Source organism: Streptosporangium sandarakinum (assembly GCF_050942225.1).
Lineage (GTDB): Bacteria > Actinomycetota > Actinomycetes > Streptosporangiales > Streptosporangiaceae > Streptosporangium > Streptosporangium nondiastaticum.
In genome coordinates this window covers 1678713-1697479 of sequence record NZ_CP192034.1, presented here as the reverse complement: position 1 = coordinate 1697479, position 18767 = coordinate 1678713, and the positions used below count along the sequence as shown (strand labels likewise).

16 protein-coding genes and 1 pseudogene are annotated in these 18767 nt (G+C 73.0%); 5 read left to right on the top strand and 12 right to left on the bottom strand.

Annotated features, from left to right (window positions below; all coding sequences use genetic code 11):
- Window positions 1-2520 (top strand): ABC transporter permease, encoded by a 2520-nt coding sequence (locus ACQP10_RS08045; RefSeq protein ID WP_433541130.1) that lies wholly within the window; start codon window positions 1-3, stop codon window positions 2518-2520.
- A 168-nt stretch (window positions 2521-2688) separates the two neighbouring features.
- On the opposite strand, the gene ACQP10_RS08040 is transcribed toward ACQP10_RS08045, so the two are convergent.
- Window positions 2689-2958 carry a PepSY domain-containing protein gene (locus ACQP10_RS08040; RefSeq protein WP_179819154.1) on the bottom strand — a complete coding sequence of 90 codons (270 nt, stop codon included), beginning with the start codon at window positions 2956-2958 and terminating at the stop codon, window positions 2689-2691.
- 109 nt (window positions 2959-3067) lie between these two features.
- On the bottom strand, window positions 3068-3823 hold the full coding sequence (locus tag ACQP10_RS08035; protein WP_346022122.1) for a toxin glutamine deamidase domain-containing protein: 756 nt from the start codon (window positions 3821-3823) through the stop codon (window positions 3068-3070).
- A gap of 431 nt (window positions 3824-4254) precedes the next feature.
- On the opposite strand from ACQP10_RS08035, the gene ACQP10_RS08030 reads away from it, so the two are divergent.
- Window positions 4255-4566 carry a hypothetical protein gene (locus ACQP10_RS08030; protein ID WP_346022121.1) on the top strand — a complete coding sequence of 104 codons (312 nt, stop codon included), beginning with the start codon at window positions 4255-4257 and terminating at the stop codon, window positions 4564-4566.
- Window positions 4567-4635: 69 nt separating this feature from the next.
- Here the strand turns inward: ACQP10_RS08030 and ACQP10_RS08025 are convergent, their stop codons facing one another.
- The 6 genes from ACQP10_RS08025 to ACQP10_RS08000 all read right to left on the bottom strand — a co-directional run bounded on the left by ACQP10_RS08025 (window position 4636) and on the right by ACQP10_RS08000 (window position 10428).
- Window positions 4636-6363: a molybdopterin-dependent oxidoreductase gene (locus tag ACQP10_RS08025; RefSeq protein ID WP_433541129.1), complete on the bottom strand. Its 1728-nt coding sequence runs from the start codon at window positions 6361-6363 to the stop codon at window positions 4636-4638.
- 91 nt (window positions 6364-6454) lie between these two features.
- Entirely contained in the window at window positions 6455-7093 is a 639-nt protein-coding gene (gene rdgB / locus ACQP10_RS08020; protein ID WP_346022119.1) for an RdgB/HAM1 family non-canonical purine NTP pyrophosphatase, read from the bottom strand.
- Window positions 7090-7806, bottom strand: a complete 717-nt coding sequence (gene rph, locus ACQP10_RS08015) for a ribonuclease PH (protein ID WP_179819159.1) — start codon at window positions 7804-7806, stop codon at window positions 7090-7092. The genes rdgB and rph overlap by 4 nt, the downstream gene beginning before the upstream one ends.
- A gap of 4 nt (window positions 7807-7810) precedes the next feature.
- A complete protein-coding gene (locus ACQP10_RS08010) occupies window positions 7811-8563 on the bottom strand; it encodes an MBL fold metallo-hydrolase (protein WP_346022118.1) in 753 nt (250 codons plus the stop codon).
- Window positions 8560-9546: a glutamate racemase gene (gene murI / locus ACQP10_RS08005; RefSeq protein ID WP_346022117.1), complete on the bottom strand. Its 987-nt coding sequence runs from the start codon at window positions 9544-9546 to the stop codon at window positions 8560-8562. Before murI ends, ACQP10_RS08010 begins: the two co-directional genes overlap by 4 nt.
- 90 nt (window positions 9547-9636) lie before the next feature.
- Entirely contained in the window at window positions 9637-10428 is a 792-nt protein-coding gene (locus ACQP10_RS08000; RefSeq protein ID WP_346022116.1) for a thioesterase family protein, read from the bottom strand.
- Between the two features lie 251 nt (window positions 10429-10679).
- On the opposite strand from ACQP10_RS08000, the gene ACQP10_RS07995 reads away from it, so the two are divergent.
- Entirely contained in the window at window positions 10680-12695 is a 2016-nt protein-coding gene (locus ACQP10_RS07995; RefSeq protein WP_346022115.1) for a DUF3352 domain-containing protein, read from the top strand.
- 129 nt (window positions 12696-12824) lie between these two features.
- Here ACQP10_RS07995 and ACQP10_RS07990 read toward each other — a convergent pair whose 3' ends face one another.
- On the bottom strand, window positions 12825-13667 hold the full coding sequence (locus ACQP10_RS07990; RefSeq protein WP_433541128.1) for a LysR family transcriptional regulator: 843 nt from the start codon (window positions 13665-13667) through the stop codon (window positions 12825-12827).
- A 72-nt stretch (window positions 13668-13739) separates the two neighbouring features.
- Between ACQP10_RS07990 and ACQP10_RS07985 the strand changes: the two genes are divergently transcribed.
- Together ACQP10_RS07985 and ACQP10_RS07980 are read left to right on the top strand one after the other, a co-directional pair.
- Window positions 13740-14984: an MFS transporter gene (locus tag ACQP10_RS07985; protein ID WP_433541127.1), complete on the top strand. Its 1245-nt coding sequence runs from the start codon at window positions 13740-13742 to the stop codon at window positions 14982-14984.
- Between the two features lie 349 nt (window positions 14985-15333).
- A complete protein-coding gene (locus ACQP10_RS07980) occupies window positions 15334-16920 on the top strand; it encodes an alpha/beta fold hydrolase (RefSeq protein WP_433541126.1) in 1587 nt (528 codons plus the stop codon).
- A 36-nt stretch (window positions 16921-16956) separates the two neighbouring features.
- On the opposite strand, the gene ACQP10_RS07975 is transcribed toward ACQP10_RS07980, so the two are convergent.
- From ACQP10_RS07975 to ACQP10_RS07965, 3 genes and pseudogenes are all read right to left on the bottom strand, one after another.
- Window positions 16957-18111, bottom strand: a complete 1155-nt coding sequence (locus ACQP10_RS07975; protein WP_389994022.1) for a methyltransferase — start codon at window positions 18109-18111, stop codon at window positions 16957-16959.
- A 300-nt stretch (window positions 18112-18411) separates the two neighbouring features.
- Window positions 18412-18657 carry a DUF397 domain-containing protein gene (locus ACQP10_RS07970; RefSeq protein WP_386149258.1) on the bottom strand — a complete coding sequence of 82 codons (246 nt, stop codon included), beginning with the start codon at window positions 18655-18657 and terminating at the stop codon, window positions 18412-18414.
- A 42-nt stretch (window positions 18658-18699) separates the two neighbouring features.
- A pseudogene (locus tag ACQP10_RS07965) lies at window positions 18700-18756 on the bottom strand (hypothetical protein); the annotation flags it as partial.
- Window positions 18757-18767: the final 11 nt, after the last annotated feature.

Below are 18767 nucleotides of genomic sequence, written 5' to 3'. Positions count from 1 at the left end.
ATGGTCAAGGCGACACTCGCCGGGCTGCTGGCGCACCGGCTGCGCCTGCTGCTCACCTCGCTGGCTATCGCGCTGGGCGTGGGCTTCATCGCGGGCACGTTCGTGCTCACCGACACCATCGACGCGGGCTTCAGCCGGCGGTTCGCCGCGGCGGCCGACAAGGTCGACGTCGCCGTGCTGCCCGCCCCGGGCACGGACCGGCAGGTGCCACCCCACATCCCGGCGGCGGCGCTGGAGAAGGTCCGCGCGGCCAGAGGGGTCGCCGACGCCCAGGGGCTCGTGCGGGGCACCTCCGCCCTGATCGGCAAGGACGGCAAGGCCGTCGGCGACTACCCCACCTCCGGCGTCTCCGTCGTCGAGGGCCCGCTGAACCGCACCGAGATCACCAGCGGCGCGGCCCCGAAGACCGACGCGCAGGCCGTACTCGACGAGAACACCGCGAAGACCCGCGGTTTCAAGGTCGGAGACCGGATCACGGTGCTCGACTCGCGCGAGGCCAGGCACGAGTTCACCCTGGTCGGCCTGTTCGACGTCGGCCTCGACCAGGAGCTCGGCTACACCGGCGCGGTCGGTTACACCACCGCCATGGCGCAGCGGATGACCGGGCAGAGCGCCTTCACCGAGATCGACGTCGCGGCCGCCGAGGGCGTCTCCCAGGAGCAGGCCCGCACGGCGGTCGCCGCCGCCCTGGGGACGGGCTACGAGGTGATGACCGGGGAGAAGTTCGCCGACGACCTCGCGAAGCGGAACGGCGCGGACACCGGGATACTCAAGACGGGCCTGCTGCTGTTCGGCCTGGTGGCGATGTTCGTGGCCGCCCTGGTCATCTACAACACCTTCACCATCCTCGTCGCCCAGCGGACCAGGGAGATGGCGCTGCTGCGCTGCATCGGCGCCACCCGTGGGCAGGTCTTCGGCTCCGTCCTGCTGGAGTCGACGGTCGTCGGCCTGCTCTCCTCGGCCCTCGGGCTGCTGCTCGGCTACGGCCTGAGCCTGGGGGCGCTCACCGCGCTGACCTCGCTCGGCGCGCCGCTGCCCACCGGCGTGGCCCCCACCCTGACACCGCGCACGATCGGCCTGGCCGTGGCCCTGGGCGTCGTCGTCACCGTGGGCGCGGCGCTGCTGCCGGCCCGGACGGCGACGCGGGTCGCGCCGATCGCGGCGCTGCGCTCGCAGGTCGAGGAGCGCGCCTTCCGGACCGGCGTCGTCCGGACGGTCCTGGCGGCGCTGTTCCTGCTCGCCGGCGCGGGCGTCACCGCGGCCGGGGTCGCCATGGACCCCGGCGAGACCGCGCTCTTCGTCGTCATGGCCGGCGGCACGGTCTTCTTCCTGGGGGTGCTGGTCTTCGGCCCGGTGCTCGTCAGGCCGCTCGGCGCGCTGGTCGGCTGGCTGCCCGCGAAGCTGGCCGGGGTGCCCGGCAGGCTCGCGGTGGACAACTCCGGCCGCAACCCCCGCCGGTCGGCCACCACGACCGTGGCGCTCACCGTGGGCGTGACGCTCATGACCCTCATCGCCGTCATCACCGGCACCGTACGGACGACCTTCACCGAGCGGCTCGACGAGCAGTTCCCGGTGGACTACCTGATCCAGCCGCAGGACCGCGACGCCACGCTCCCCCGCGCCCTGGGCCAGGGGCTGCGGAACAGCCCCGAGCTCGCCTCGGTCGTGGCGTTCCGCGAGAAGATCACCAAGGTCGGGGACCGCGGCGCCGAGTTCCGGGTGGGGACCTTCACCCCGGCGCCGGGCTTCCGGCCGGAGCTCGACCGGGGATCGGTCGCCCTGCTCACGCCGGGGACCGCGGTCATCGGCCGGCATGTCGCCGCCGAGCTGGGGCTGAAGGTCGGCGACCGGATCACCGTGCGGACCGCCAAGGCCGGCACGGTGAACCTGCGGGTCGCGGCCACCTTCAACCCCGAATCCGGGGTCCTGCCCCCGGTCACCGTGCCGGAGGGCGACTTCGACCGCTACTTCGGCGCGGTCGGCGACAGCCGGATGATGATCAACGCCCGGGACGGCGTCGGCGCCGACGTGGGACGCCGGATCGTCGAGGCGGCGGCGCAGCCGTACCCGACGGCGAAGATCGCCAGCGCGGCCGAGGTCCGGGGCCAGTTCGAGGAATCACTCGACATGATGGTGATGATCATCACCGGCCTGCTGGGCCTGGCGGTGCTCATCTCCCTGCTGGGCATCGCGAACACGCTCTCGCTGTCGGTGCACGAGCGGACCCGGGAGTCGGCCCTGCTGCGGGCGCTCGGCCTGACCCGGCCCCAGCTGCGGCGGATGCTCTCGGTGGAGGCGCTGATCCTGGGGCTCATCGGCGCGCTGGTCGGCGTGGCGCTCGGCGTCGGGTTCGGCTGGGCCGCGACGCAGACGATGGTCGACGACGTCGCCTTCCAGGTGCCGGTCGCGCAGATCCTGGCGTTCGTGGTGCTGTCCGGCCTGGCCGGGGTCATCGCCGCCGTGCTGCCGGCCCGCCGGGCCGCCCGCGCCTCCATCGTCGGCTCCCTCGCCACCGGCTGACCGGCCGGCACGGCGGCCGGGCGCCCGCGGGACGGCGCGCGTCGAGCGGAGAAGTACGCACACGGCCGGGTCGCCCGCGGGGGCGGCGCCCCGGCCGTTCTCCCGGGACCGCGTGATCGCTCCTTCCAGGATCACGCTTCCGAGGATCGCGCTCCTGGAAACATCGATCTACCGGAGACGGGGGCCCGGCCACTGCTCGGCGACCGCCTCGGGGTGGAGCAGCGGCCGGAGGGCGAGTTCCCCGGTGTACTTGTCGATCACCACGCAGCCGCCGCCGACGGTGTCGGGCAGCACGCCGGGGTCGTCGGGCTCGGGCTCCACGGCCCAGGCGACGTAGCCGCCGCCGAAGCCGTGGAGCCGGATCTCCACGGTGGAGCCGGGACGGCGGACGCCGTTGAAGTACTCCTCGGCGATCGCCCTGGCCTGGTCGAGGTTCACGGCCGCCCCTCCACGTCGATGCCCTCGATGAAATTCACGACCACTCCTCCGCGCCGATGGCTCCGATGAGGTTCACGGCCGCCCCTCCACGTCGACGCCCCGGTGGGATTCACAGTCGCCGACCCTCCGCGTCGACCGCCACGCAGAAGACGCCGGCCACCGACTCGTACGGCGGCTCCACCGACATGTGGCCCCGCTGCGCGTCGATCCAGATCACCTCGCCCGAGTAGTTGACCGCGTTCCAGGCATGGCTGCCGCCGCCCGGCCACCGGTTCATGATGACCGCGCACGAGCCGTGCCCGCCGGACAGCAGCGCCTGCGCGATCGGGACGTAGGAGTGCCGCCCCTGCCCGACGTACCGGAAGCGCTGGCCCAGCCACCGCTCGGCGCGGGCCACTCCCCCGGCCTCCCCGGTGAGCAGCGGCTTGCCGGCCCGGTCGTACTCCGGCCGCCGGGGGGCCGCCACCGCGGGCGCGCCGTACCAGGTGGACAGCACCGCCAGGGCGCAGTCCACCGCGTTGGTCGCCCGGAACGGGTCCTCGGCGGGGCCGGCGCCGTTGACCAGCCTGATCCACATGCCGCGCGGGTCGGGGAAGCGCCGCGGCACACCCCGCTCGGTCAGCGGCACCGCCCGCGCCACGTCCTCCTGGGTCTGCGGGTCGGGCATCGCCAGCCCGCCCGCCACGCCGTACGGCCGGCACCGGTCGAGCAGCAGCGGCCGCCAGCGCGCCGGCTCCGGTTCCCGTGGCGCCGCGACCGGAGCCGGGACCGGCTGCGAGCCGTCCAGCTCGAAGTCACGCCACCGCCGCCCGTCCGCGGCCACGACGGGGTTGTAGACCCCCTCGGGCAGAAACAACCGCGTCATGCGTCCCCCTCGCCCATCCGTCCGGGGCCGATGGTAGGGCCGCCCCGCCCGCGGCGCGGGCGAGTTGACCAGACCGGCGGACGAGTTGACCGAACCGGGGCGCGCACCGGGCGTTCCGGAACCGACCGGCGGCGGGGCGACCTACCGGGCCGTTACCCGCGGCTCCGGCGCCGCCCCGCGGCGACGCGGCCGCCCGCCCCGGCACAGGACACGGAAGGTCACCGATCGGCTTCATTCGGTCACTTTATGTTACTCAATGGTAATAAGCTGTTCGCAAGGCTTTGATCTCCCCTGGGCGACCGCCGGGACCCGCCGTGCCTACCGTGGGACACGAGGTTCCCAGGCCGGGACGGCGCCGCGTACGGCGACGGCCCGGCGGTTCGCCGGTCCGGGCCGCACCCGGACCCCGAGGGCCGGACGGAGTGATGTCCATGACGATCAGGCACACCCTCTCCACTGGGGCGGTGCTCGCCTCCCTCCTCGCCGTCCCGGCGGTGACGCTGGACGGGCTCGGTGGTCCCCCCGGGCAGGCCGGACTGCTCTCCGCGGCGTCATCCCAGGCCAAGGCCGCCAAACCCTGTTCGGAGGCCAAGCATCCCGCCAAGTGCCGCGCCCGGCACCACGGCCACGGCGGGGGCACGTCCAAGAGTGGTCCCGGTATCAACCCTGGCCATATCGGCGGTGGCGGGGAGATCAACCCCGGCGGCGGCGGCGCGAGCGGTCCCGCCGGGGTCAACGACTGACGCCCCGCGACCCGGCCGGGCCGTGCCCGGCCGGGAGCCGGGCCCATCGGGGTCGTGAGGCCGAAAGGCTCAGGCGACGGTCACCGTGACGGTGTGCAGGCCGGTGGCGCCGTCGGGCGTGACCGGGGCGCGCCGGGCGGTCTGGGGGCGTCCGGTGGCGTCCGTGGCGCGCACCTCGATGGTGTGCCGGCCCCGGACGGCGTCCCAGTCGTCGACCACCCACTGACGCCAGGTGTCGGCGGTCGGCGCCTCGGCCAGCCGGGCCCGGCGCCACGGCCCGCCGTCGATCCGCACCTCGACGGCGTCCACCCCCCGGTGCTGCGCCCAGGCGACGCCCGCGATCACGGTACGGCCCGGCGGGACGCGTGCGCCGTCCCTCGGCAGGTCGATGCGCGACTGCGTCTTGACCGGCCCCTTCTCCGCCCATCCCCGGGTCGTCCAGTAGGCCGTGTCCCGGTCGAAGCGGGTCACCTTGATCTCGGTGACCCACTTGGTCGCCGAGACGTACCCGTACAGGCCGGGCACGACCTGGCGGACCGGGAAGCCGTGGTCGACCGGGAGCGCCTCGCCGTTCATGGCGACGGCCAGCAGGGCCTCGCGGCCGTCGAGGACGACGTCGAGCGGCGTGCCGCAGGTCCAGCCGTCGGCGGAGGTGCTGAGCAGCATGTCGGCCCCGCTCCGCACTCCCGCGTCGCGCAGCACGTCGGCCAGCCGCGCGCCCAGCCAGCGGGCGTTGCCGGCGTACGGCCCGCCGACCGGGTTGGAGACGCAGCACAGCGTGACGTCCGCCTCCACCAGGGGCCGCTTGAGCAGGTCGGCCAGGGTGAGTTCGACCGGCCGGTCCACCATGCCGCCGATCCGCAGCGTCCAGTCGCGCGGATCGACCTGCGGCACGACGATCGCGGTGTCCACCCGGTAGAAGTCACGGCTGGGGGTGACGAACGGCGTCAGCCCCCTGATCCGCAGGTCCGCACCGGCCGGGATCGGCTCGGCCGGTACGGCGGGGCGGGGCAGCACCAGGCCCGCCCGGGCGGCGCTCACCTCCGACCGGCTCGACAGCGCCCGGCCTGCCAGGCCGCTCACCCCGGCGACGGCGGCGCCGCCGAGCACGCCGGTCAGCAGCCCACGCCGGTTCAGCGCGTACCGGTCACGCCCGGCCCGCATGACCGGCGGCCCCGTCTCCTCCGGGCGGGCGCCGTCGGGCCCGGTCTCCGCCGGACGGACGTCACCGGGCCGGGTCTTCTCCAGACGGACATCACCGGACCGGATCTCCGGGCAGGCATCACCGGACCGGATCTCCTCCGGGCGGGCGTCGTCGGGCCGGATCTCCTCCGGGCGGGCGTCGTCGGGCCGGGCGGCGGAGGCCCGCCTCAGCAGGACCCGCAGCGCGATCGCGCCCGCCGCGACCCCGGCGACGGTGGGGATCACGTCCGCCGGGCCGGCGCCGGGGCGGGTCAGGACGGCGGCCACGCCGACGGCCCCGAAGGCCGCCAGACCCGCCAGGCCGTACCGGAGGTCCCGGGCGGCGAAGACGCCCACGGCGACGGCGAGCACGGCCATGACGGCGAGGATGCCCGCCAGCAGGACCGGCTTGTCGTTCTCACCGAAGGTCCGGATCGCGAAGTCCTTCAACCCGGCCGGGGCGAGATCGACGGCGGCGTCGCCGACCGCGACGACCGGGAAGGCCGACGCCTTCACCGGCCCCGCCGCCAGCAGCGAGACCCCGACCGCCACCGCGCCGGTCACCAGGCCGATCAGCGCCGCCGCCCAGCCGGGCAGGCGGTTGTCACTCCTCATGCCTCCGACGCTACGCCCGGCGGCGGGGCCGAGATATTACGCACCGATGACGGGAACCCGCCCGGCCGTCCGCGCGGTCACCCGCCCGCCGCTATGAGCCCGTCCCGCCGGAGAGCGTCTCCGCCAGGATCGGGGCCAGGGCGCGGAAGGCCCGGCCCCGGTGGCTGATGGCGTCCTTCTCCGCCGCCGACAGCTCGGCGCTCGTCCGGCTCTCGCCCTCGGGCACGAAGATCGGGTCGTAGCCGAAACCGCCGGTGCCGCGCGGCGCGTCGATGATCACGCCGTGCATCGTGCCCTCGGCGACCCGCTCCCGCCCGTCCGGCAGGGCCAGCGCGGCGGCGCAGGCGAAGTGCGCGCCCCGGTGCTCGGCCGGCACGTCGGACACCTGCGCGAGCAGCAGTTCCAGGTTGGCGAGGTCGTCGCCGTGCCTGCCCGACCAGCGGGCCGAGAAGATGCCGGGCATGCCGTTCAGCGCGTCCACGCACAGGCCCGAGTCGTCGGCGACCGCGGGCAGGCCGGAGGCCCGGGCGACCGCGTGCGCCTTGAGCAGGGCGTTCTCCGCGAAGGACAGGCCGGTCTCGGGGACGTCACCGATCTCGGGGAACTCCTCCAGCCCGACGATCTCGACCGGCACTCCGGCCTCGGCCAGGATGCGGCGCAGCTCGGTGATCTTCCCGGCGTTGCGGGTGGCCAGCACCACCCGCCCCGCGGCCGGCGCGCCGGCGCTCACGCCAGCGCCTCGCGCTGCAGGCGGGTCAGCTCCGCGCACCCGGCGGCACCGAGGTCGAGCAGCTCGTCCAGCGCCGCGCGGTCGAACGGGCGGCCCTCGGCGGTGCCCTGGACCTCGACGAACGCGCCGGAGCCGGTCATCACCACGTTCATGTCGGTCTCGGCGGCGACGTCCTCGGTGTAGCAGAGGTCGAGCAGCGGCGTTGCGCCGACGACGCCGACGGACACCGCGGCGACCGACTCGACCAGCGGGTTGCCCGAGCACATCTTCCGCTCGCGCATCCACTTCACCGCGTCGGCCAGCGCGACGTAGGCGCCGGTGATGGCCGCCGTACGGGTGCCGCCGTCGGCCTGCAGGACGTCGCAGTCGATGACGACGGAGTTCTCACCGAGGATCTTGTAGTCGACGCAGGCGCGCAGCGAGCGGCCGATCAGCCGGGAGATCTCGTGCGTCCGCCCGCCGATCTTGCCGCGTACCGACTCGCGGTCGTTGCGGGTGTTCGTCGACCGGGGCAGCATGGCGTACTCGGCGGTGACCCAGCCCTGGCCGCTGCCCCGCCGCCAGCGCGGCACGCTGTCCTGCACGGTCGCGGCGCACAGCACCCTGGTGCCGCCGAACTCGACGAGCACCGAGCCCTCGGCGTGGGCCAGCCAGCCACGGGTGATGGTGACGGGGCGGAGTTGGTCAGGGGAGCGTCCATCTGCACGAGCCATGGAATCACCCTAGGTCATAGACGGCGCCGCTCCGCGCCAGCTCCATCCGTCCGGGGAAACCGGCCCGGGAGGCGTCGGCGAGGATGCGGGCCGGGTCGTGCCAGGGCACCAGGTGGGTCAGCACCAGCGTGCCCGCCTCCGCCCTGGCCGCGTGCTCGGCGGCCTGGCGTCCGGTGAGGTGCAGGTCGGCGGGCAGCCCGGGGACGTCGGGGAAGCTGGCTTCGCACAGCAGGAGGTCGGCCCCGGCGGCCAGCCGGACCAGCTCGTCGGTCTCCCCGGTGTCGGCTGAGTAGGCCACCGAGCGCCCGCCGTACGAGACGCGGAAGCCGTAGGTCTCGACCGGGTGGTTCATCGGCGCGGCCGTCACCCGGAACGGGCCCACCTCGAACGTGCCGGGGGTCAGCGGCGCGAAGTCGAAGGAGGTCTCCATGCCCGGCTCGGCGGGCATGTCGTAGGCGCGGGCCAGCCGGAGAGGGGCGTCGGCGGGCGCGTGGACCGGCACCCTCGGGTGCGGCCCCTTCGGGGAGTAGGTGCGCACCACGTGGTAGGAGCACATGTCGAGGCAGTGGTCCGCGTGCAGGTGGGACAGACAGATCGCGTCCACGTCGTAGAGGCCGATGTGGCGTTGCAGCGCGCCCAGCGAGCCGTTGCCGAAGTCCAGCAGCATGCGGAACCCCTCGGCCTCCAGCAGGTAGCAGGAGGAGGGGCTGTCCGGCCCGGGGAAGCTCCCCGAGCATCCGACGATCGTCACCTTCACGGCGTCTCCCGCCCTTCCGTCAGCCGCCCGCCGGCCTCCATCGTCCGCCCTCCGGCTTCCGCGGGCCACCCCCCGGCCGCTGCCGGCCGCCCGCCGCTCATTCCGGGCCGTGCGCCGCCGCCCGTCTCTGGCCGTGCGCCGTCCGCGGACCACTCATCGGAGCCTGCCACGAGCCGCCCGCCGGGGCCGTCGCCCAGCGCCGCGAGCTCCACCGCCTCGATCTCCGGCCCGAGGAACCGCCGCCCGAGCCGTTCGAAGAGCTCGGTGTCGCCGGTGGCGCGGAACCGGTGCCGGGGCGTGCCGGAGGTCGCGGCCAGCCCCCGGTCGTGCAGGATCCGGTAGACGTCCTTGGCGGTCTCGTCGGCGCTGGACACCAGCGTGACGTCGTCCCCCACCAGATAGGCGATCGGCCCGGCCAGCAGCGGGTAGTGCGTGCACCCCAGGATCAGCGTGTCGCATCCGTCGGCCAGCACCGGCTTGAGGTAGTCGCGGAGGACCTCGATGAGCTCGTCGCTCATGGTCTCGCCCCGCTCGACGAACTCCACCAGCCGGTGCGCGGCCACCCCGGTCAGCAGCACGTCGGGGGCGGCGGCGAAGGCGTCGTGGTAGGCCATCGACTCGATGGTGGCCCGGGTGGCGATCACCCCGACCCTGCCGTTGCGGGTGGCCCGTACGGCCCGGCGCACCGCGGGCTGGATCACCTCGACGACCGGCACGTCGTAGCGTTCGCGGGCGTCACGCAGCACCGCGGCGCTGGCGGTGTTGCACGCGATCACCAGCATCTTGACGTCGTGCTCGACGAGGTGGTCCATCACCTCCAGCGCGTAGGCGCGGAGCTGCGCGATGGTCTTGGGCCCGTACGGCTGCCGCGCCGTGTCGGCCACGTAGAGGATGGACTCGTTCGGGAGCTGGTCGATGACGGCGCGGGCCACCGTGAGACCGCCCACCCCGCTGTCGAAGATCCCGATGCTTGCTTGCGACACGGTTCCCAAGGTTAGGCGACCCCGGGCCTCCGATCACGGTAAGAATCGTCACAGCGGCGCCCCGTCGCGCGGGTCCCACCGGGGCCGGGTTCAGCCGCGGCCCACCCGGGCGAGCTGCCGCGACTGGGCGACCAGCCGCCCGGCGGAGTCCCAGACCTCGACGTCCTCGTCGAACCAGCCGTCGCTGATCAGCCTGCCGCTGCCGACCAGGGTGAGCCAGCCGGGCGCGGGCAGGGCTCGCAGGTGCCAGGTGAGCTCCACGGTGGGGGCCCAGCCGCGCGCCCCGGCGGAGAACACCACGGGCGGGAGCGCGTCGACGGCCAGCGCCAGCACGTAGGGGTCGGGGTCCTGCGGCTCGGTCATCCGGAAGTACGCGCGGGCCTCGGGGCGGCCGGTGGGGCGGCCCTGCAGCCAGCCGAGGGTGGGCGGGTCGAACCGCATGTCCATCTGCGTGCTGAGCGTCATGTTCGACTCCGGCTTGGGGTCGGGCAGTTTGACGCACTCCTCGACGGGCGGCAGGACCGCCGCCGGCTCGCCCGTCCAGTCGGGGGCGACGTCGCCGAGGGTCGCCGTCGTCACGAGGGCCTCGATGAAGGAGACGCCGTCCTGGACGAGGGTGGCGCGGGTCATCGCCGCGGTGCGGCCCGCCTTGAGCTGCTCCAGCCGCACCTGGGCGGGGCCGGGGACGGGGGCGCGCAGGAACTGGGCTCCGGTGCTGACGGGGTGCTCGTGCGGGGAGGCGTCCACCACGGCGCGCAGCAGCACCGCCATCAGGTAGCCGCCGTTGAGGGGGCCGCCGATCGAGTAGCCGGCGTCCAGGCACACGTCGTAGGTGGTCTCGTCCACCCGGATCGCCTGCGTCGCCTCGTCGAACTTCGTCATCCACACTCCCGAACCTTGTTCTAGAGCGCTCACTGTACCGACTCCCGCCGGGCTCCGCCTCCCCGGCCTCTCATGACCGCCGTGATCTGCGACGACGTCTCACCGTCCGGATGCGGGACGCGGCCCCGCGGGAGGCCCCGTTCCCACGTTTCCGCCCTGACAGGACGTCTCACGGTTAGTGCAATGCAAGTGATCAGTTACCGAAGTCCACTATTTTCGCTTCACCTAATAAATCCACATTGTGAGTGAGAATGTCTCCCAACAATCCCCCCGGCCAGCCACCCGGCCCCGGCTGGCAACCCGACGGCACGACCCCCTATCCCTGGAACGACGCCACCCAGCAGGTCCCGCCGCCCGCCCCGGGGCACCCGCAGCAGGGCGGCTACCCGCAGCAGCCGCAGCCGGGTCACCCGCAGGGCGGTTCCGGATACGACCAGACCCAGGTCTACGGTCAGCCCCCCTACGGGCAGCAGCCCGCCTCGCCGTACGGCGGGCAGGAGCAGGCCGCCCACCAGCAGCCGTCCTACGGCCAGCCCTACGGGCAGCAGTCCTACGGGCAGCAGGCGTCCGGCCAGCAGCCCTACGGCGACCAGTCCCCCGGCGGCCGGCAGTACGGAGGCCAGCAGTACGGCGCCCAGCCCTCCGGCGGGCAGCCGTACGGCAACCAGCAGGCGTACGGCGACCAGTCGTCCTACGGCGGAGGACAGCAGCCCTACGGCGGCCAGCAGTACGGAGGCCAGGCGGCCTACGGGCAGCAGCCGCCCTACGGCGGCGGGCAGAACACCGAGATCCTCGGCTCCGGCCACCCCGCGACCCCGCCGGACCGGCGCAAGGACCGCAAGGGCGGCAAGGGCCTGCTGATCACGGCGATCGCCGTCCTGATCGCCGCCCTGGTGGGCGGCGGCGGCTTCTACGCCGTCAACCTGCTCAGCGGCGGCGGCACCCAGCCGCACGACGTGCTGCCCGGCAACGCCATCGCCTACGTCCGCCTGGACCTCGACCCAGCCGCCAACCAGAAGGTCGCGCTCTTCCAGATCGCGCGGAAGTTCCAGGCCACCAAGGACTCCTTCAGCGGCGACGACCCGCGCAAGGCGCTGTTCTCCCTGCTCAAGAAGGACGACTCCGACCTCGCCAAGGTGGACTACGCCACCGACATCGAGCCGTGGCTCGGCAGCCGGATCGGCGTGGCGGTGCTCCCGCCGGCCAAGAGCGGCGACGAGCCGAACCCCCTGATCGCCGTCCAGGTCACCGACGAGGGCAAGGCCAAGGCCGGGATCGACAAGCTGATGGGCGACGAGGAGCACGGCATCGCCTTCCGCGACGACTACGCGCTGGTGGCCGAGAGCAAGGCGGTCGCCGACCGGGCCGCGCAGGGGCCCTCGCTGTCCGACGACGCCGACTTCTCCGACGACCTGGGCGCGCTCGGCGAGACCGGCGTGCTGTCGTTCTGGGTGAGCGCCGGCCGGATGGTCCCGTTCATCCCCGAGGCCAAGGACAACGCCACGGCCATCGAAGCGATCAAGAACGCCCGGATCGCCGGGGCGCTCCGCTTCGACGGCGACTACGCCGAGCTGGCCGGTGTCGCCCGCGGCACCCAGCCGGTCGAGGGCCTGGAGGACCCGGCCCCCAACGGCATGGGCGAGCTGCCCGGCTCCACCGTCGCCGCGGTCTCCGTCTCCGGCCTCGGCAACGCGATCGCCAAGCAGTGGCCCAAGATCATGGATTCGGCGGACCAGGCCGCGGGGGGACGCTTCAAGCAGTCCGTCGCCCAGCTCCAGCAGCAGACCGGGCTGTCGCTCCCGGCCGACCTGGTGACGCTGCTCGGCGAGAACCTCACCGTCGCGCTGGACGCCAACGGCCTCACCGACAACCAGCCCAGGGTCGGCGCCCGGATCACCACCGACCCGGCCAAGGCCCAGGCGGTCGTCGGCAAGGTGGAGAAGGCCGCCGCCCAGTCCGGCACCGTCCCGCAGTTCGGCAAGGTCGCGGGAGACGGCGTCTTCACGGTGGCCAGCACCCAGGAGTACGCCGCCGCGCTGGCCAAGGACGGCGAGCTGGGCGACAGCGAGAGCTTCAAGCAGGCCATCCCCGACGGCGACAAGGCGACCTTCGCCCTCTACGCCGACCTCAACAAGATCGAGCCCCTCTACCTGAAGAGCATCCAGGGCGAGGAGAGGGCCGGCGTCCAGGCCCTGCGCGCCGTGGGCCTGAGCGGCACCGCCACCGGCGACGAGGCGACGTTCTCCCTGCGAGTGCTGTTCGACTGACCCACCCGCCTCGCGTGCGACGGCCGTACGGCCGACCGCCGCGTGAGGCCCGGGACCGGGAGACGACCCGGTTCACGTCCGAGAACGGAGCCCGGCGACCACCGTCGCCGGGCTCCGGCCGTTCGCGGCTCAGATCATCCGCCGCAGGGCGGTCTCCACGGCGTCGACGAGCGCGTCACCTTCGGTACCGGGGTGGCGGGCAAGGCCGAGTTCGACGTCCGGCAGAGCGGGCAACGCGGCCGCGTCGTGGCAGGCCATGGCAGGCTCAAGGTTGGCGGGCAGAAGCGCCGCGACTCCGAGCCCGGCCCGTAGCGCGGCGAGCACTCCGGCGAGACTGTTGCTCTCGAACGCCACCCGCCAGCGGCGCCCCGAGCCTTCCATCGTTTCCAGCACCGACGTCCGCCAGGCGCAGGTGTTCGAGAACAGCACCACCGGCAGCGGATCGGCGTCGGTGGCGACACCCTGCCCGACCGCCCAGACCAGCGGCAGACGCACCGTCCAGCGCGGCGGCCAGGGAAGATCCGGGGCCTCGTCGAGCACGAGCTGGACACGGCCCGTGTCGTAGGCCTCCCGCATCCCCGCGCTGGAAAGGCTGAGCACCTCCAGCGTCGCGTCGGGGTGCAGCCGCGCGAGATCGGCGAGCGCCTGGGGAAGGCGGGAAGCGGCGAGGTCTTCGAGGAGTCCCACCCCGCAGTGCCCGGTGAGCGCACGTCCTGTCTCGGCGAGCGCCTGCGCCGACAGCGCGAGGATGCGCTCGGCGTAGGGCAGCAACTCCTCGCCCGCCCGGGTCGGCGAGATGCCGGACGGCGCCCGGTGCAGCAGCGGACTGCCGACGGCCCGTTCGAGCTTGCGCAACTGCTGGCTGAGCGCGGGCTGGGTGCGACCGAGCGCCGCCGCCGCACGGCTGATGCTGCCCGCCCGCACCGCGGTGACGAACGACCGCAGCAGTGCCGTATCGAGATCACGAGCCATAAGAATTCATTATGCCTGGGCTAACGACCTGACGACTTCCTATGGCCTTCCGGGTGACCTACCGTCGAGCCGGTGATCAGGTTTCGACAGGTGCTCGCGGTACCGGGGATGACGCCGCTGCTGAGCATTTCGCTGCTCGCCCGTGCCGCGATCACGGCGGACGCGACGGCGCTGACGATGTACGTCGTCCTCGCCCTCGACATGAGCTACGCGGCGGCGGGAGCCGTGGTGGCGGCGCTCACCGCCGGTGTCGCGCTGGGCGGGCCGCTGCTGGGCCGGATGATCGACCGGCGAGGCCTGCGTACCGTGCTGGCGGCCACGGTCGTGTCGCAGCTCGTGTTCTGGCTGACCGTGCCCGCGCTGCCGTACGTGATCCTGCTGGGCGCCTCCTTCGCCGCCGGTCTGCTGATGGTGCCGATCCAGCAGGTCACCAGGCAGGCGATCACCGCGATGACGACGGCAGGGCAACGGCGGGCGGCGTTCGCGCTGGAGTCGGTGGTGGGCGAGCTGTCGTACATGGTGGGGCCGGCGGTGGTGATCCTGTGCGCCGCGAAGCTGTCCCCCGGGGTGGTGGCGTGGGGACTGGGCGCCGCGATCGTCGCCGGCGGGACGGGGATCGCCCTGCTCGACCCGCCGCTGCGCGCCGAGGACGAGGCGGACGGCGAGGCGGCGGACCGGCCCCGTCGCCGGGAGTGGCTGGGAGCGCCCATGGTCGCCGTCCTGACGATGGGATTCGGCGTCGCGATGCTGCTCAGCGGCATCGACCTGGCCATCGTCGCCACTCTTCGAGAAACCGGTCAGGTCTCGTGGGCGGCCGTGGTCGTCGCCGTGCTCGGGGTGGCGTCCGTCGCGGGCGGCCTGGTGTACGGAGCGCTGTCCCGGCCGATGTCCACCTGGCTGCTGCTCGGCCTGCTCGGGCTGGCGACGGTTCCGATCGGACTCGCCCGTGACTGGCCCTGGCTGTGCGTGGCCGTCATCGTTGCCGGGCTGCTCACCGCACCGACCCTCTCCACGGTCGCCGACGCGGTGAGCCGGCTGGCGCCGGCCGGCGTGCGGGGCGAGGCGACCGGCCTGCAGTCCTCGGCGTCGAGCGCGGGGTTCGCGCTCGGCTCCCCGGTCGTGGGGGCGGCGATCGACGCGTCCACGCCGGCGGGCGGCTTCGCCGCGGCCGGCCTGGTCGGACTGCTCACCGCGTTGACGGGATATCTGCTCTCGCGCCGGTCACCCGCCGCCGCGCCGTCTCCGTCGTCCTCATCGCCCTCGTCGTCCTCGTCGCAGGCGCCCGAGCCCTGCGACGCCACCGCGCCGACCCCATGACGTCAGCCCGGTACGGCCGGCCCTGATCTGCGCCCCCTTCTCCCCCTCCGGGCAGGGAGCGAACCTCCTTTCCCGCGATGACTGAAACCCATTGCGGTCGAATTCGGGCCACGACAGGATCAATCCGTCTACTTGCGATCTCCGGGCGTGAGTCCCTGACCGTTCCCGTCGGGTTCTCACGCCGCCCAGGGGAGCGAGCGTCGCAAAGGGACCCGGGTGAACCTCCGTGGCCGGCGCCGCGGCGCTCGCTCCATCGGCGAGCGTCCTCCGCCCCGGTCAAGGCGGTGTCCACACGTTCCTGGTCCGTCGCCGTCCCCTCGCACACGGCGCACGCTCAGGAAAGGAATCCATGAAGACGCGATTACTCACCGCCGTACTCGCGGGCCTCGCGCTGACCGCCTCGTTCACGTACCCGGCCCTCGCGGAGCGGCCCCCCACCGGACAGCCTGCCGCCCAGACCGCCACCCCGGAGTGGCGCCCCTCCGAGCCGCTCCTCTGGACGGGATGCGGAGACCACGGGGGCGAGTGCGCGACCCTGAAGGTGCCGATCGACTGGAAGAGACCGAACGGACCGACCCTGAACCTGGCGATCGGACGGCTCAGCGCGCTGAACCCGGCCAAGCGGCTCGGCGTGCTGGTCGTCCACCCGGGCGGCCCCGGCGCCTCGGGGATCGACCCGTTCATCCTCGATGACGCCATCCCGGAGAGCGACCCCGTCCGGCAGTACTTCGACCTGGTCACCCTCGACCCACGCGGCGTCGGCCGCAGCACCCAGGCGGTCTGCAGCGCGGACCTGGTCGACCGCACACCGGTCACCTATCCGGCCGACGAGGCCGAATACCGGTCGCTCCTGCGGTTCAACGCGAGCCTGTCGAGGGACTGCCGCAGGCAGACCGGCCCGCTGTTCGACCATGTGGACACCACCAGCGCGGCCCGCGACGTCGACGCGATCCGGGTCGCGCTCGGCGAACGCAGGATCAGCTTCTTCGCGATCTCCTACGGCACGATGGTCGGCCAGCAGTACGCCGAGCTGTTCCCGGGGAACATCCGGGCGATGGCGATCGACTCCAACATGGACCACAGCATCACCTCCGCGTGGCAGTACCTGAAGACCACGACGGAGGACTTCGAGAGCAGCTTCCTCGACTTCGCCAAGTGGTGCGGCGAGACCGCGACCTGCGCGCTGCACGGCAAGAAGGTCACCGACGTGTGGGACGAACTGCACGCGAAGGCGGCGGCCGGTGACCTGAAATCCCCCTTCGACGGTTCTCCGATCCCCGCCGAGGATCTGCGAGGGGGACTGTTCATCTACATGTACGACCCGAGCGGCTGGTTCGACGCCGCCCAATGGCTCAGGGCCCTCACCAGGGGCGCTCCCCCGGCGCCCCCGTTCACCGTCAAGACGGAAGTGGTCGGCAACCCCTACCCCGCGATCTGGTGCTCCGACTGGAAGTGGGACGTCACGAGCTTCTCCCAGCTCGACCGGTACCGGCGGCGGCTTGAGACCATCGCCCCGCATACGAAGCTCTCACCGTTCTGGTCCGACGTGACGAGCTGCCTCAACTGGCAGGGCCCCGTCTCCAACCCGCAGCACCGGCTCGCGATCGGTGACACCCCGCCCATCCTGGTGGCCACGGCCCGCCACGACGTCGGCACCCCGGCGGCGTGGAACCAGTCGGTCGCACGGCAGATCCCGCGGTCGGCCCTGCTTGAGTACGAGGGGGTCGGGCATGGCCAGTTCCGCAACAGCACCTGCGCCCACGACGCGATCGTCGACTACCTGATCGAGCTCAAGGTGCCGCAGCCCGGCACCCGCTGCGCCCCCGAGTATCCGACGGAACCGTCCGCCGCGACGAAGTCGGCGGAGAGCCCGCCCCTCACCCGAACCGGCCGCCCGGTCCACGCCGGCCGGCCGTACGGCACCCGCCGACCGTAGGGCCCCACCGCACCGCCGCGCCGCGCGGCGGTGCGGTCACCTCTTGACGGCCCGCAGGACGACGAACCTGGGATCGCTCGCGACGACCTCGCAGTTGCCGAAGAGCCGGCGCAGCTTCGCGTGGTAGCCGAGGTGCCGGTTGCCGACCACCCACAGCTCGCCGCCGCGGCGCAGTGCGGCGCGCGACCCGTTGAACATGCGCCAGGCCGTGGCGTCGGTCGTCGCGCGGTGCGTGTGGAACGGCGGGTTGTTCAGCACCAGGTCGACCGTCCCGGCGGGCACGTCCGACATCCCGTCGGATGCCAGGAACTCCGCGTCGGTGCCCGCGTCCACGTTCGCCCGGAAGGTGGCCTCCGCCGAGGCCAGCGCCTGGTAGGACTCGTCGATGAACGTCACCCGGGCCTCGCTGTTGGCGAGCGCCGCGGCGAGGCCGACCACCCCGTTGCCGCAGCCCAGGTCCACGACGTGCTCGCGGCCACGGCGCGTCGGCAGGTTCCGCAGGAAGAAGCGGGTGCCGATGTCCAGGCGGTCGGCGCAGAAGATGCCCGCGTGGTTGGTGACGGTCAGACCCGAGACGGTTCCGACGTCGGCGGGCAGCGCGTGGCTTCGCGGCCACGGGCCGGCGCTCCGGGGGAGCTCCGGGTCCGGTGAGCAGAAGATGAGCCGGGCCTTCTTCACCGCCAGCGACGTCCTGGTCGGCCCCACGATCCGCTCGAACAGCCTCAGCGTCGAGGTGTGGATCTCGGTGACCATCCCCGCGCCGACGATCACGGTGTCCGGGTGCATGTGGGGTGCGAGGCGGTGCAGCTGGTCCTCAAGCAGCGCGAGGCTCTTGGGCACGCGGATGAGCAGCACGTCGATCCGATCCGGCGGCGCGTCCCTGGTCGTAAGGAGCCGCACCGCGTCAATGGGGATCCCGTTGCGCCCCATGTTCGCCAGGGTCGCCTGCCGGCCGAGGAAGGAGTCGGTGATCTGCGTGGGACGGTGCTCGGCCAGCGCGGTGACCAGGGCGCCCCACCGGTCTCCCAGCACGACCACGGTGCCCGACAGGTCGATGGGTTCGCCGTCGATTCCGTCGAGGTGCCGTAGTAGGTATTCGTCGGCGGCGTCCCAGGCACGGAGCGGGTCGCGGGGATCCTCGGGGAAGCGGGTGAGGTCGAATACACCTCTCGGCGTCGTCAAACGGTTCATCGGACCTCAGGCTACCGATTGCGGATGGCCGGGGTCACGGCGGTCGAGGATCGGACCGGTTCCGGCGAGGAGGCTGTTCGACGGCGCAGGCCGGTACCGCGCCCGTTCGGGGTGGCTGCGGATGAGGGCGGCGAGTGGGCACCGGTGGCGCAGGGCTCAGGCTCCCCTGTCCGTACGTCCGGCTCTGGATGCCGCGGAGTCATCACTCCTGCTCAGTCGGCATCCAGACCTGGTCCGTGTCTCCCGGAGAGGCTTTTCGCCCTCCTGCCACCGGTACATGGTGGGTCGTCGAGGAGCCGATCAGGCCAGCGCGTCGAGTCCGCCGCTCTTGATGGTGGAGAGGAAGGCATCCCACTCGGCTGGAGCGAAGGAGAGCACGGGGCCGTCGGGGTCTTTGGAGTCACGGACCAGGAAGAGACGGTCGGGTTGGACCTCGATGGACGAGGTGCCGTGAACGACCTCCATGCACCGGCCGCCGGTGGCGTCGCTCCCGGTCGTCTGCTGCCAGGCCGCTACCTCGACGCAGTTCGGACCGTTTCCGCTCATAGAGCTCTTGCGCCAGACGCCGACTTCAACGCAATTTTGGCCGGCACCACTAAGAGAGCTCTTACGCCATACGACAGAGGAGAAGCTGGTTTCCGACATTCTGCACTCCC

Excerpts from the sequence above, each read along its gene's own strand:
- ACQP10_RS08045 (WP_433541130.1), top strand. The coding sequence starts at position 1 with ATGGTCAAGGCGACACTCGCCGGGCTGCTGGCGCACCGGCTGCGCCTG.
- ACQP10_RS08035 (WP_346022122.1), bottom strand. The coding sequence starts at position 3,823 with ATGACGCGGTTGTTTCTGCCCGAGGGGGTCTACAACCCCGTCGTGGCC.
- ACQP10_RS08030 (WP_346022121.1), top strand. The coding sequence starts at position 4,255 with ATGACGATCAGGCACACCCTCTCCACTGGGGCGGTGCTCGCCTCCCTC.
- ACQP10_RS08025 (WP_433541129.1), bottom strand. The coding sequence starts at position 6,363 with ATGAGGAGTGACAACCGCCTGCCCGGCTGGGCGGCGGCGCTGATCGGC.
- rph (WP_179819159.1), bottom strand. The coding sequence starts at position 7,806 with ATGGCTCGTGCAGATGGACGCTCCCCTGACCAACTCCGCCCCGTCACC.
- ACQP10_RS08000 (WP_346022116.1), bottom strand. The coding sequence starts at position 10,428 with ATGACGAAGTTCGACGAGGCGACGCAGGCGATCCGGGTGGACGAGACC.
- ACQP10_RS07995 (WP_346022115.1), top strand. The coding sequence starts at position 10,680 with ATGTCTCCCAACAATCCCCCCGGCCAGCCACCCGGCCCCGGCTGGCAA.
- ACQP10_RS07990 (WP_433541128.1), bottom strand. The coding sequence starts at position 13,667 with ATGGCTCGTGATCTCGATACGGCACTGCTGCGGTCGTTCGTCACCGCG.
- ACQP10_RS07980 (WP_433541126.1), top strand. The coding sequence starts at position 15,334 with ATGAAGACGCGATTACTCACCGCCGTACTCGCGGGCCTCGCGCTGACC.
- ACQP10_RS07975 (WP_389994022.1), bottom strand. The coding sequence starts at position 18,111 with ATGAACCGTTTGACGACGCCGAGAGGTGTATTCGACCTCACCCGCTTC.
- ACQP10_RS07970 (WP_386149258.1), bottom strand. The coding sequence starts at position 18,657 with ATGAGCGGAAACGGTCCGAACTGCGTCGAGGTAGCGGCCTGGCAGCAG.